Below are 12047 nucleotides of genomic sequence, written 5' to 3' on the forward strand. Positions count from 1 at the left end.
CCCAAACAACCCCCACCACCCACCCCCAGCGCCACCACCACCCACAGCGCCAGGGCCTGTCTTCAAACTCCCGTCGTCCGCCCGCAGGGCGGGCGGGGCGGCGTTGGGGTGCGCGCATCGCAAGGCGGAGGAGGGAGCCACTGCGGTGGGGGCACCTCCCGCCCGAAGGCTGGGGGCCATCGGGCGAGCGACGACAACGCGGCGAGGTGCGTGCCCCAACGCCGCCCCGCAGACGCGAGTTGAAAACAGGCCCTAGCGGCCCCCTTGGGCCGGGCGGCAGCCGCCGCCCGCGGAGGGGCACAGCCGGGCCCGGGGCGAACCGGACGGCGAGCCGGACGGCGCGAGCGGGCCGGGAAAGGCGTACTGGACGAAGGTGGCCCTGCGGCCGGCGCCGAAGTCCGCCACCCGCTGGTGCACCGGCCCGTAGAGGTGGTCGTCGTCGTCCTCCATCACCACCGTCCCCGCGTCGCCGGGGAAGACGGCGAAGAAGGACCGCCCCATCCAGGCCGACCAGTGCCCGCGGGTGAGGTCGCCGAGCGGTCCGGAGGAGACGGTCGACCCGCCGCCGTCCGCGCCGTGGCTGATCCCGGCCAGGCACACCTGCAGGCCGTCCCCCAGCCAGACCACGGCCGCGCGGGTGCGGTGGCGGTCGTCGCTGTCGAGCACGATCATGTCGGTGCGGGTGGGGACCGGACAACTGCTCTGGTACGCACCGGGTTCGGACAGCTCGTCCACGATCCACTGCGCCGAGGGCGGGGCGGGCTCGGACAGCACCGCCCCGTTCACCGTCGACACCGGCCGCGGCCGGCTCCCGGTGACCGTCGCGTCCGCACCGCCGCCCTGCCCCGTGCAGGCCGCCGCCCCCAGCGCCAGCACCACCACCACCGCCGCCGCCGTGCCGCCCGCGCGCCGTGCCGTCCGCCCCATCACGCCTCCCCGCCTCCACGTCCCCCCGCATGATGCCCACCGGGGCGGGCCGGGAGTGCAACAGCCTTGTACCGAAGAGGCGTCGGGGGCCGGGTGGCCGGTGTCAGTGCAGGTAGGACTGCGGGCCCAGGCGCCCCCACAGCACGAAGGCGGCCAGCAGCACGTAGAGCGCGTCGACCGCCACCAGTGCGTACTCCCGGCGCCGCACGCGCACCGCCGCGGCGCCGCCCATCAGCAGCACCAGGCCGAGCGCGGCCAGCGGCACGAGGACCCGCGCGATGCCGAGTACGGCGGGCAGGACGAGACCGGCGGCGGCCAGCACCTCGAGGGCGCCGATCGCCTTCACCCCGCCGGCACCGAAGTCCTCGACCCAGCGCCCGCTGCGGCCGGCGGCGGCGATCCGCTCCTTGGGCACCAGCACCTTGAAGGCGCCGCCGAGCAGGTAGGCGGCGGCCAGTAGGGCGGTGACGATCCACAGTGCGAGGTCCACGGCGTTTCTCCTTACGGGCAAGGGGGTTTGCGCGGGCGGGGTCCGAAGGACGAGGGCCGGGCACGCCCGCCCCGCGTCCTCCTCGGTACCTTGTCTGCTGCTGCCCTCTGAGACAGGGCAGCCCGCCTGCCTGTGACAGGCGGGCCGGTGTGACGCGCGCCACCCGCTGGGGCGGCGCCGGAAGGGACGGGGCTCCATGGCGGGATCGGCGGGATCGGCGGACGTGGCGCAGGCAGCCGGGTACCGGCCGCTGCTGTTCTCCATCGCCTACGGCATGACGGGTTCGGTCGGCGACGCCGAGGACCTCGTCCAGGACACCTTCCTCAACCTGGCCCGCGCCGAGCAGGCGGGCACCACCGTCACCAACCTGAAGGCCTACCTGACCACTTCGGTCACCCGCCTGGGCATCAACCACCTCGGCTCGGCGCGGGTGCGGCGCGAGACCTACGTCGGCGAGTGGCTACCCGAACCGGTCGTCGCCTTCGCCGAGCGCCCCGGCGACACCCCCGCCGAACACGCCGAGCTCGCCGACTCGCTGTCCATGGCGTTCCTGGTGATGCTGGAGGCCCTCTCCCCCGTGGAACGCGCGGTGTTCCTGCTACGCGAGGCCTTCGGCTACGGCTACCCCCAGCTCGCGCAGCTGACCGGCAAGTCCGAGGCGAACTGCCGTCAGATCCTCACCCGCGCCAGGAAACACCTCGCGGCGACCACCGGCGACACCCCGCCACCACCCCCGGCCCGACGCGCGCAGGGCGACGAACTGGCCCGCCGCTTCTTCGAAGTGGCCGCCGGCGGCGACCCGCAGGAACTGCTCGGCATGCTCGCCCCCGACGTCGTCCTGCACGGCGACGGCGGCGGCAAGGCCCGCGCGATCGGCCGCCGCGTCACCACCCCCCTGCCGGTCGCCAAGCTCATCGTCAGCGCCGTACGCCGCACCACCGAACTCGGCGCCCGCCTGGTGCCCGCCCGCGTCAACGGCCACCCGGGCATGGTCGCCTACGACGCCCAGGGCCGGGTACTCAACGTACTCGCGCTCGACATCACCCAGGACGGCACCGTGCGCGAGATCCACGCCGTAGCCAACCCGGACAAACTCGCCCACCTGGGCGAGGTCTCCGACCTCGGCCTACGCACACCCCGAAAGCGGCGGCAGCGATAGGCGCACGCATCCCGAACCGGTGAACCGGCCGGCCCCGCGGCCCGGGGACGGCCCCGGACAGGGACAGGCCGTCACCGACACCAGGCCAGGTGATGCCGCCCCCGCTCGAACCGGGGACGGCACCACCACGAGCCACGAAGACGCGGCGCCCGGCCCACCCACCCTTACCGCCGGTGACGCGTCCCCCGCCGTCACAAAAACCCCCTCATACGTCCGCCCCGCCCCCCGCGCCCTCCTCGCCACCACCGCCGACACCCTCGCCCCGCCCCTCGCCAACCTCCCGACAACCCCGCCAACCCCCCGCCAGACGGCACCGCCGAACCCGACCCGCACCACACACATCACCGGCTTCCCAGCCCCGGACCAGCCCCGCGGCCCGCAACCCCCAGAGCAGGCACAGGGCGTACTCCCCTAGACTCCCCGTCTTGATCAACCGCATGCCGAACGGAGAGTCCAGCATGAGCGTCCGTCATCTCCACGCCGCCGCAAGCGTCATAGGGCGCCGCAACGCCCTGCGCTACCTGGCGATCGGCGCCGGGTCCGCCCTGGTCGCCGCCTGCTCCAGCAGCACCGCCACGAAGAGCGCGGGCAGCGCGGGCGGCGCCGACGGCGGCCAGGCCGCTCCCCCGACCGCCACCGCCACCACCACGGCCACCAGCGCGGCCACCACGGCCGCCACGGGCGCCCCCACCGGGGCGGCGAAGCCCACCGTCGCCGACCGCGCCTTCGACGCCTTCGTGCGCGGCAGCTGGAACCTGCGCTCCACCAACTCGCGCGGCGAGCCCATGGCCGGCAAGGTCGACGTCCAGACCGACGGCGGCGGCAACGGCGGCTGGACGATCACCTGGGACGGTGCGAGCGGCAAGGCGGCCACCTGGCGCGGTTCCTTCCTGCTGCGCGGCGGCCACCTGTCGCTGACCCTGGCCGACGGCCCCGAGAAGCTGACCCACGAGCGCGCCCCCGAGGCCCTCGACGTCCCCGCGACGGTGGGCGCCGGCCTCCAACTCACCCTGCCCTGGCAGCCGCCCGGCTCCTCCGACAGCAGGAGCGAGAACCTCGCGGTCACCTACGACGGCACCACGCTGACCGTCGTCCACACCGCCGGCAGCAGCAGGACCACCCACACCTGCACCCGCGCCTGAGCCCCCCCCCCCCCCCGGCGCCGCCCCCACGTCACCCGACGGTACGGGAGGCGCTGCCCAGGGCCTCCAGGTTCCAGGTGATGACCCGCCGGGGGTGGACGCGGATGATGTCGTTGCTGAAGCGCCCGGGCGCCACCGGCGGCACATCGACGCTCAGCACCTCGGCCCGCCCCCTGATCTCCACGCCGCGCCCCCACCCGGGCGCGACCGGGTCGTCGGCGGGGGCCATGTCGTCCACCAGCACGCAGACGCCGGGACGGGCCTGGGCGTTGCGGTACTTCTGGCTGCGGGCCATCGCGGGCCCGCCGATGTCGATGGTGCCGTCGTCGTTGAGCCGGAAACCCACCGGGCGGACCTGCGGAGCGCCGTCGGGACCGGTGGTGGCCAGCCGGGCCAGCAGCTGCGCGGCGAGGTACCGGCGTTCTTTGTCGGTGAAGATCACGCACCCGACGCTACGAGCTCAAGTGGCCTTGAGGTCAAGCCCGCTGTCGCCATGGCGGCCCTCGCCCGCTCCGGGGCCGGCAACCGCAACCGGCCGTCACCCTGCGGCCACGGGCAGGCATTCGGCGAGCAGGGCGAGGACGTCGTGCCAGGCGCGCCGGGCGTGCCGCGGGTGGTGGGCGACACCGGGCACGACGCTCTGGTCGACGGGCGGGTGGTGGAAGGCGTGCCGGGCGCCCCCGTAGACGGTCAGGCGCCAGTCGACGCCGGCGTCCTGCAGTTCGGCGGTGAAGGCGTCCCGCTGGGCGGCGGACATGATCGGGTCCTCGGACCCGACGCCCGCCCACACCGGGCAGCGAATGTTCGCCGCCTCGCCGGGACGGCCGGTGGTCAGGGCGTTGACCGTGCCGATCGCCTTCAGGTCCGCCGCGGCGCGGCCGAGTTCGAGGACGACGGCGCCGCCGGTGCCGTAGCCGATGGCGGCGATACGCCCGGGATCGGTGCGCGGCTGGGCGCGCAGGACCTCGAGTGCGGCGTGGCCGATGCCGCGCAGCCGCTCGGGATCGGCGATCAGCGGCAGGCAGCGCTCCAGCATCTCCTGGGGGTCGGTGAACCAGCGCCCGCCGTGGAGGTCGAAGGCCAGTGCGACGTAGCCGAGTTCGGCGAGGGCGTCGGCCCGGCGGCGCTGGAAGTCGTTCAGGCCGGTGCCCTCGGGCCCGATCAGGACGGCGGGCCGGCGGCCGGTGCCGGCGGGCAGGGCGAGGTGCCCGACCATGGTGAGGCCGTCGACGGGGTACTCGACCGTACGGGTGGTGACGGTTTCCATGGCTTCGGACCGTAGTGGCGGGCGGGAGCGGCGGGGGGCGGTCTTCGCCGTCGGCAGAGCGGCGCGGGTTCGGGAACACCCGCCGGATCAGAAGACGAAGTAGCTGGCCCCGAAGGTCCTGGCGGACTGGCCGGGTTCCACCTCCGCGGTCACCGGGCCCTGGCAGTTCGCGGCGGCGTGCACCAGGACCATGGTGTTCGTGTGGTTGTGGATGGTGACCGGCGAGGAGGCCGGGTAGCAGCCGCGCGGGGGGTTGTGGCGGGGGACGCCGTTGACCACCAGCAGTCCGCTCGCCGCCCCGGCGGGTGCGGCGAGCGCGAACGTCCCGGCGGCGGCCAGCATGAAGGCACCGATGATCTGACGGCGCATGGCTTCCCTCCCTCTTCGGCGCGGCACCGCCACGGACGCGGCCGTGCCTGTGCGCAGGATCGTGTCGGCGCCGGGGCGGATACCGCAATCCCTCGAACTGGCGACGGCAGAAGATGAGTTGAGCGCCGCCGCCAGGACGGGGAACCCGGTGGCCGCCCGGCCGCTGGCACGGATACGTTCGATGGCACGGCCCACCAGTGCTTCACGCATCCGCGGCTCGCCGCGCTCTACAAGCCGCTCGGCCGCAGGACCCCCATGGAGTAGTCCTCCCGGGCGGGCCCGCGGCGGCGCGGGAAGTCGGCCGGGCCGACTTCCCGCGCTCTCGCGCGCCAGGGCAGACGGCGGCTCGTTTCCCGGCTCCCCGTCGATCGTTGAGCGTTGCACAAACGAATGCGCGGAGCCTCCACGGAAAGCCACCGTTCCTTCCCGGCGCGCGGCGACGGCCACAGCCGCCCCCGCGTCCCTGCTCCTGCCCCTCGCGCCGGCCACCGCGAGCCCTGCAGTTCACCACCGTCCTCATGGAGCACGCCGTGGGCGAGCTGCACCCGGACGTGCTGCGCAGCAGGGAGTTCCGCACCGCCGTCGACGCGTTCGTGGACGCCGTCAGCCTGCACAACGACATCGTGTCCTACGACCGGGAGGTCGAGGGGGGCACCACCGGCAACAACGGCGTGGAGGTCGCCCGCCGGGCCCTCGGCGTGAGCCGGCGCGAGGCCACCGCCCTGATCGACGGCCTGCTCACCGCCCGGGTCGACACCCTCGCCCACGCCCCGGCCGCCGTGCCGCCCGGGGCGGCCGGGTTCACCCGGTCGCTGCAGGAGGCGCTCGCGGGCTCCTACCTGTGGCACGAAGTGACCGGCCGCTTCGGCCCTTGCGGGGCCGCGGCCGTCGGGAAGCCCCGGGGCCTGGGCACGTCCGCGGGCTACGCCTTCTGCTGATGCCGGGGCGTTGCGGGAGCGGCCTCGACGCCGACGGCTCTTTCCCGCCGCTTCTGGCGGGTCGTCAGACCGCCGGGGGCGCCGCGCTCGATCATGGGCGCACCGGCGCGGCCGCGGGGCCCGCGCACAACCGGCCCTTCCTTGGAGCACACGATATGAAGATCTCCGTCCGTGGTGGCTCGCTGGCCGCCGCGACCTCGCTGCTGGCCGTCGTCCCGCTGCTGACCGGCGCCTGGGCTCCGGCCCGAGCGGGCCTGGCCGCGCCCGTCAGCTCCACCGCGCCCGTCAGCTCCGCCGCGCCGGTCACCGACGCCACGTGCGTGCTGAACGCCCACGGCGTGTTCGCCAACGCCGTCGGCGCCGGCGGTATCGACCTGCCCCTGCCCGACACCCTGGCCATGACCGGCACCCTCTCGTGCGTGGACGCCTTCGGCGCGCCCCTGGCCAGCGGCACGTTCGAGCGCACGGTCACCATGCCGGCCGCCGAGTGCACCGGCGACGAACACGGCGACACCTCCACGACCACCGTCCACTGGGCCGACCTGAGCACCTCCACCCTCCGGTTCACGAGGACGGACGTGGTGAAGGTCAACGGCACCGCCTCGCTGGTCGTCTCCGGCGCCGTCACCGCCGACAGCGCGCGCTTCGCGGGCGACGCCCTCAGCGCGGTGGGCACCAGCTCCGGCGCCGGCTGCGGCACCCCGGCCGGCGAGACGACGCTGGACTCCACCCTCGTGCTGCGCCTGACCCACTGACCGGCACGAACCCCTCCCCCGTTAAGGAAGACCCGAGATGCCACAGCCGCGCACCGCACCGCAGCCGGCCCCGGCCGACACCGCCACCACCGCCACCGCCCCGAAGGCCCGTATCTACGCGATGCTCGACACCGACGGCGACGGCGTCGCCTCCCGCCACGACTACTTCGTGCGCATCGAGCGGGCACGCCAGGCCACCGGGCGCAGCCACGACGACCCCCTGGTGGTCGCCGCCCTCACCGCGGGAGAGCGGGCCTGGGCGGCGATGGACGCCAACGGCGACGGCGTGATGACCTACGAGGAGTACGCGGCCTGGGTGGACGCCGACAAGTTCGACAACGTGTGCCGCTACGCCCTGGGGGCCCTGTTCGACCTCGCCGACGCCGATCAGGACGGCGCGCTGGACCGTTCGCAGTTCACGGCGCTGCGCCAGGCCCTGGGCAACCGGGCCGGCAACGCCGACGCGGCGTTCGACGCCCTGGACGGCGACGACGACGGGCGCGTCGGCCGCGTCGAGTACCTGGCCTCGATCCGCGCGTTCGTCACGGGCGACGGCTCGCCCATGGGCGAGGCCCTGTACTGATCTGTGCCGGTTCCCCTGCCGGACCAGCCGCGCGTGCGGGCCGTCACCCTGCTACCAGGTGGTGACGGCGCCGCCCGCAAGCGCCTGCCGTCCGTGCGTCACCGTGCCACCGCCCCCGGGCGGGGTGGCCGCCCGGAGGATCGGGCCGTTCGGGTGGGACCGCGCGCCGCTACCGCGGGCGGGCGCCGCCGCGAGGCGGGGGCCTTGTGCCTGCTGCTGATCGCCCCGTCCGCCGGCGCCGCGCCCTCCGCCCACCTCCCGCTCCCACAGATCGTGCGGGCCTGGCTGGTCCGCTTCCGGGCCGAGGATGCGGCGAAGTCCCTTCGCGTACACGTACACGGCCAACGGGCAGTACCGGAGCACCCAGTCGTGGAAGCCGCCCGTTGTACGTCAACGAGCCCGTCGTGCAGCGGGCGCACCCCCCTACTACTTTTCGCGTTCCCCGTGAGAACGAGACGGTGGCGGTGGAACCCTGCCCCGCGCCGTCACCACGCCGCTGGGCTGCCGGTGCCCCGGTGCGAGTCGGCCCCGGTCGGCGGGCCGTCGGGTACAGTCGCGGGTCATCGGATCCGGTCGCCGGTTCGTTTCGGGCCTGCGGGGAAGACCAGGGGGTCACAGCAGATGGTGAACCAGCCCGAACTCGTCCTGCTCACCGGCGCGGCCGGACGGATCGGCACCTGCCTGCGGGAGTTGCTGCCCGCGTACGGGTACCGGCTGCGCTGCTTCGACCGGCTGCCGGTGCCCGGCGAGCCGCAGGCGGTGACCGCCGGCCTTCAGGATGCCGGGGCGCTGGCGGCGGCGATGGGGGGCGTCGACGCCGTGGTGCACCTGGCGGGGATTGCGGGTGAGGCGCCGTTCGCCGACATCCTGGCCGCCAACATCGACGGCACCTACCGGCTCTTCGACGCGGCCCGGGCGGCGGGGGTGCGCCGGATCGTCTACGCCAGCAGCAACCACGCGGTGGGCTTCACCGAGCGTCCCGCCGGCGGTGCCGTCGTGCCGGTGGACACCCCGCAGCGGCCCGACACCTTCTACGGGCTGTCCAAGTGCTTCGGTGAGAACCTGGCCTCGCTGTACGCCGACCGGCACGGCATCGACACGGTGTCGCTGCGGATCGGCTCCTTCGCCGAGCGGCCGCGTGGCATCCGGGCGCTGGGCACCTGGCTGAGCCCGGGCGACTGCGCCCGCCTCGTGCACGCGGCGCTCGCCGGCCCGGTGGCGGGCCATGCCGTGGTGTACGGCATCTCCGCCAACTCCCGCGCCTGGTGGGACCTTTCGTCGGCCCGGGCACTGGGCTACCAGCCGCAGGACGACGCCGAGGTCTACGCGCAGGAGCTGCTCGCCGAGCTGGGCGAACTGCCCGCCGACGACCCGGAGTACCGCTACCTGGGCGGCCGCTTCACCCGCTGAGCCGACGGGGTCGGCGGGGCCGGCGGGGCCGGCACCTCGGGCTCGGCCCGTTCACGACCGCCACCGCCTTCCCGGCCGCGGCGCCGTCCGGCTCCCGCCTGCGGGTCGTGGCGCTCGACCCGGCTCCCGCGGCGGCCGGCGCGAGGAGCGCCGTGCGCGGCGTCGTCGTCAACGAGGGCCCCGACGCCACGGCCGATCCGATCACGATGACGATCGGGATGCCCCGTGGGAACTACACCGCCCAGCCGTTGTCCCCCGCGAACCGCGGGCCCGGCATGGGCGGGCACAGCGTCACCTGCACCGTCCCCGCGGGTCTGGAGCCCGGCGGGGGCGCCGCGGCGCTGGTCCCGGCGGCGGGCGGTAACGGGATCGCGCCCGGCACCCGGCTGAGCGGCGGCCGGGGCGCGGTGTGCGGCCCGCACGACGCGACGGGCTCCAGCGCGCCGTTCGTGATCACGGTGAGCCGACCAGTCCTGCGCTCGCGGCCGCCCGGGCGAGCGACGGTGTTCGGCCGCCGTGCCCGGTCCTGGGAGGTCCCTTCTTCAGGGCATCAGGAGGTGGACGGCGGCCTTCAGGCGTTCGAGGTAGAACTCGCGCGTCGCGGCCTGGTGCTTGAGGCCGATCGATGCGCTGATCATCGTCTGCGCCCGGGACGTGGCCGTCGCCTGTCCCGACTCCACCGCGATCGCATCGGTGATCAGTTCCTCGAAACGTCGTGGGGCGGTCAGGGCGAGCTCGCCGAGGAGGTCGGGGTTGTCCTCGATGAGCACGGCGACATCGCGCGCCAGCGGGCCGACGTAGCGGCCCGCCCATTGGTCGAAGGCTTCGACGAGGCGCTCGGCAAGCGGACGGCCGGCATCGGCCAGGACGTGTTCGACCGCTGCGATGTCGCGCTCCAGCGCCTGGGCCGCCGCAGCGCGGAACAGGGCCTGCTTCGAGGAGAAGAGGAAGTAGAGCCCCGGGCGGGAGATGTGCGCAGCCCGCGCCACTTCCTCCATCGAGGTCCTGCGGTAGCCGAATCGGGCGAAGGTGGCCAGAGCGGAGTCCAGGACCGCGGTGCGGCGGTCGGTCTCGGTGGTCGGCGACGCCGGGGGGCCGGCTTCGGGGCTGCTCATGGGGCGAGCATAGGAGCGGGGGATCCAGCCACACAAGTCCCACTGTACAAGTTCTGTCGAGTGTGTATAGCTTTGCCGGCATGACGGCTCGCGCACCCCTGTCCACGTCCTTCACCGCCTCCAGCACGGCGCAGGAGGTGGTGCGGGGTGTCGACCTCACAGGCGTGCGCGCGGTCTTGACGGGGGCCTCTTCCGGGATCGGCGTGGAGACGGCTCGCGCGTTGGCCGCGGCCGGGGCGCAGGTGACGCTCGCCGTGCGCAACACGGCCGCGGGCGACGCCGTCGCCGCGTCCATCGAGAACTCGACCGCGGGGGGCCGCCCCCGTGTCATGCGGCTGGACCTCGCCGACCGGGCCGCCGTCGCCGCGTTCGTCGACGCGTGGAGCGGCCCGCTCCACCTGCTGGTCAACAACGCGGGTGTGGTCACCGGCGGCCTCGAACGCACCCGTGAGGGCTGGGAGTTGCAGTTCGCGACGAACCACCTGGGCCACCTCGCACTGGCCGTCGGCCTGCACCGGGCCCTGGCCCTGGGAGCGCGCGAGCGCGACGGGGCACGGATCGTCTCGGTCAGCTCGACGGCGCACATGCGTTCCGGCGTCGACTTCGACGACCTCCACTTCGAGCGGCGCGGCTACGACCCGCAGATCGCCTACGCCCGGTCGAAGACGGCGAACTGCCTGTTCGCCGTCGAGGCGACCCGCCGGTGGGCGGGCGAGGGCATCGTCGCCAACGCGGTGAACCCCGGCGGCGTCGCGACGGGCCTGCAGCGCAACTTCACCGCCCGGCAGAGGCAGTCACTCGACGAGGCCGAGGCCGCCGGAGTGTTCACGTACAAGAGCGTCCAGCAGGGCGCCGCCACCACGATGGTCGCGGCCGTGGCCCCGCAGTTCGCCCACTCCGGAGGCCACTACCTCGACGACTCGCAGGAGGCCTACACCGTGCCGAACGACGCCGACCTCGCGCAGCACCCACACGGCGTCAAGGAATGGGCACTCGACCCCGCGATCGCCGAGCGCCTGTGGACGGTCTCGACCGCCCTGCTCGGAATCTGACCTCCGGCGCCACGCCACCCCAGCGCCCGGGGCGGGCCGCTCAGCGCCTCGTCCCGTACCTGCTCAGGACCACGCCGCCGGGGAATGTCCGCGTCTGCAGCAGGTCCAGGTCCACCCGGCTGTCCAGCGCGGTGAAGAACGGCGTGCCGGCGCCCACCAGGACCGGATGGACGGCGATCACGTACTCGTCGATCAGCCCGGCGCGCATGGCCGCCCCGGCGAGCGTGGCGCCGCCGATGTTCATCGGGGCGCCGTCCCCGGCCTTGAGCCGGGTGATCTCTGCGATCGCGTCACCGGTGACCAGGCGGGCGTTCCAGCCGACCTCGTCGATCGTCGAGGAGAACACCACCTTCGGCGTGTCCCGCCAGTTCCGCGCGAACTCGATCTCCGCCGCGGTGGCGCCGGGCTGCCGGTCGCCGGTCGGCCAGTAGGAGCTCATCGTCTCCCACAGCTTGCGCCCGTACAGCGACAGGCCGCTCGCCTTCTCCTGCTCCAGCCACCACTGGAACAGCTCGCGGCTCGGCGGACCGCTCCAGCCGATGTCGTCGCCGGGCGCGGCGATGTAGCCGTCCAGGGTCAGGTTCATGCCGTAGATCAGTTTCCGCATGGCCCAGCCTTCCGTGCACCGGTGCCCGGCTCCCGACCGCGCCCTGGTGAGGAAATACCACGGGCTCGGCACCGGCCACGGGTGACAGGGCCGCAAGGCGGCCGAGGACACCCAGGGCACGCAGGTGTCGGCAGGGTCCGCCCAGCCGGGGTTGCCGGCCGTGGAGAAGGACCGGCAGGGCGCGGCCGGTGAGGGTCCCGGTGACGCGGGTGCCCCCGGGACCGGCGCCATGG

General features: G+C 74.4%; 14 protein-coding genes. 7 read left to right on the forward strand and 7 right to left on the reverse strand.

What is annotated here, in order from left to right; all coding sequences use genetic code 11:
* Nucleotides 1–252 precede the first annotated feature (252 nt).
* On the reverse strand, nt 253–927 hold the full coding sequence (locus BOQ63_RS07475; RefSeq protein ID WP_072653899.1) for a hypothetical protein: 675 nt from the start codon (nt 925–927) through the stop codon (nt 253–255).
* Between the two features lie 103 nt (nt 928–1030).
* Entirely contained in the window at nt 1031–1417 is a 387-nt protein-coding gene (locus tag BOQ63_RS07480) for a DoxX family protein (protein ID WP_030291254.1), read from the reverse strand.
* A 196-nt stretch (nt 1418–1613) separates the two neighbouring features.
* Between BOQ63_RS07480 and sigJ the strand changes: the two genes are divergently transcribed.
* Both sigJ and BOQ63_RS07490 read left to right on the forward strand, forming a co-directional pair.
* Nucleotides 1614–2576: an RNA polymerase sigma factor SigJ gene (gene sigJ, locus BOQ63_RS07485; protein WP_072653900.1), complete on the forward strand. Its 963-nt coding sequence runs from the start codon at nt 1614–1616 to the stop codon at nt 2574–2576.
* Between the two features lie 458 nt (nt 2577–3034).
* The gene (locus BOQ63_RS07490) at nt 3035–3718 is read left to right on the forward strand and encodes a hypothetical protein (RefSeq protein WP_072653901.1); all 684 of its coding nucleotides are present in this window, start codon (nt 3035–3037) and stop codon (nt 3716–3718) included.
* A gap of 31 nt (nt 3719–3749) precedes the next feature.
* Here BOQ63_RS07490 and BOQ63_RS07495 read toward each other — a convergent pair whose 3' ends face one another.
* The 3 genes from BOQ63_RS07495 to BOQ63_RS07505 all read right to left on the reverse strand — a co-directional run bounded on the left by BOQ63_RS07495 (nt 3750) and on the right by BOQ63_RS07505 (nt 5354).
* On the reverse strand, nt 3750–4160 hold the full coding sequence (locus tag BOQ63_RS07495; RefSeq protein ID WP_030290542.1) for a PPOX class F420-dependent oxidoreductase: 411 nt from the start codon (nt 4158–4160) through the stop codon (nt 3750–3752).
* A gap of 96 nt (nt 4161–4256) precedes the next feature.
* The gene (locus BOQ63_RS07500) at nt 4257–4985 is read right to left on the reverse strand and encodes a dienelactone hydrolase family protein (protein ID WP_072653902.1); all 729 of its coding nucleotides are present in this window, start codon (nt 4983–4985) and stop codon (nt 4257–4259) included.
* Between the two features lie 87 nt (nt 4986–5072).
* Nucleotides 5073–5354: a hypothetical protein gene (locus tag BOQ63_RS07505; protein ID WP_050366321.1), complete on the reverse strand. Its 282-nt coding sequence runs from the start codon at nt 5352–5354 to the stop codon at nt 5073–5075.
* Between the two features lie 197 nt (nt 5355–5551).
* Here BOQ63_RS07505 and BOQ63_RS07510 point away from each other — a divergent pair, with 197 nt between their 5' ends.
* The 4 genes from BOQ63_RS07510 to BOQ63_RS07525 all read left to right on the forward strand — a co-directional run bounded on the left by BOQ63_RS07510 (nt 5552) and on the right by BOQ63_RS07525 (nt 9040).
* Entirely contained in the window at nt 5552–6292 is a 741-nt protein-coding gene (locus BOQ63_RS07510) for a terpene synthase family protein (protein WP_223885862.1), read from the forward strand.
* 155 nt (nt 6293–6447) lie between these two features.
* On the forward strand, nt 6448–7047 hold the full coding sequence (locus tag BOQ63_RS07515; protein ID WP_072653904.1) for a hypothetical protein: 600 nt from the start codon (nt 6448–6450) through the stop codon (nt 7045–7047).
* A 37-nt stretch (nt 7048–7084) separates the two neighbouring features.
* On the forward strand, nt 7085–7630 hold the full coding sequence (locus BOQ63_RS07520; RefSeq protein WP_223885863.1) for an EF-hand domain-containing protein: 546 nt from the start codon (nt 7085–7087) through the stop codon (nt 7628–7630).
* A gap of 624 nt (nt 7631–8254) precedes the next feature.
* A complete protein-coding gene (locus BOQ63_RS07525; protein WP_435820435.1) occupies nt 8255–9040 on the forward strand; it encodes an NAD-dependent epimerase/dehydratase family protein in 786 nt (261 codons plus the stop codon).
* Between the two features lie 542 nt (nt 9041–9582).
* Here BOQ63_RS07525 and BOQ63_RS07530 read toward each other — a convergent pair.
* On the reverse strand, nt 9583–10155 hold the full coding sequence (locus BOQ63_RS07530; protein WP_030552856.1) for a TetR family transcriptional regulator: 573 nt from the start codon (nt 10153–10155) through the stop codon (nt 9583–9585).
* Between the two features lie 80 nt (nt 10156–10235).
* Between BOQ63_RS07530 and BOQ63_RS07535 the strand changes: the two genes are divergently transcribed.
* On the forward strand, nt 10236–11207 hold the full coding sequence (locus BOQ63_RS07535; RefSeq protein WP_072653905.1) for an SDR family NAD(P)-dependent oxidoreductase: 972 nt from the start codon (nt 10236–10238) through the stop codon (nt 11205–11207).
* Nucleotides 11208–11247: 40 nt separating this feature from the next.
* On the opposite strand, the gene BOQ63_RS07540 is transcribed toward BOQ63_RS07535, so the two are convergent.
* Nucleotides 11248–11814: a dihydrofolate reductase family protein gene (locus BOQ63_RS07540; protein ID WP_030290533.1), complete on the reverse strand. Its 567-nt coding sequence runs from the start codon at nt 11812–11814 to the stop codon at nt 11248–11250.
* Between the last annotated feature and the right edge of the window lie 233 nt (nt 11815–12047).

The sequence above is a fragment of the Streptomyces viridifaciens genome, from assembly GCF_001888885.2.
GTDB classification, from domain to species: Bacteria; Actinomycetota; Actinomycetes; order Streptomycetales; family Streptomycetaceae; genus Kitasatospora; species Kitasatospora aureofaciens.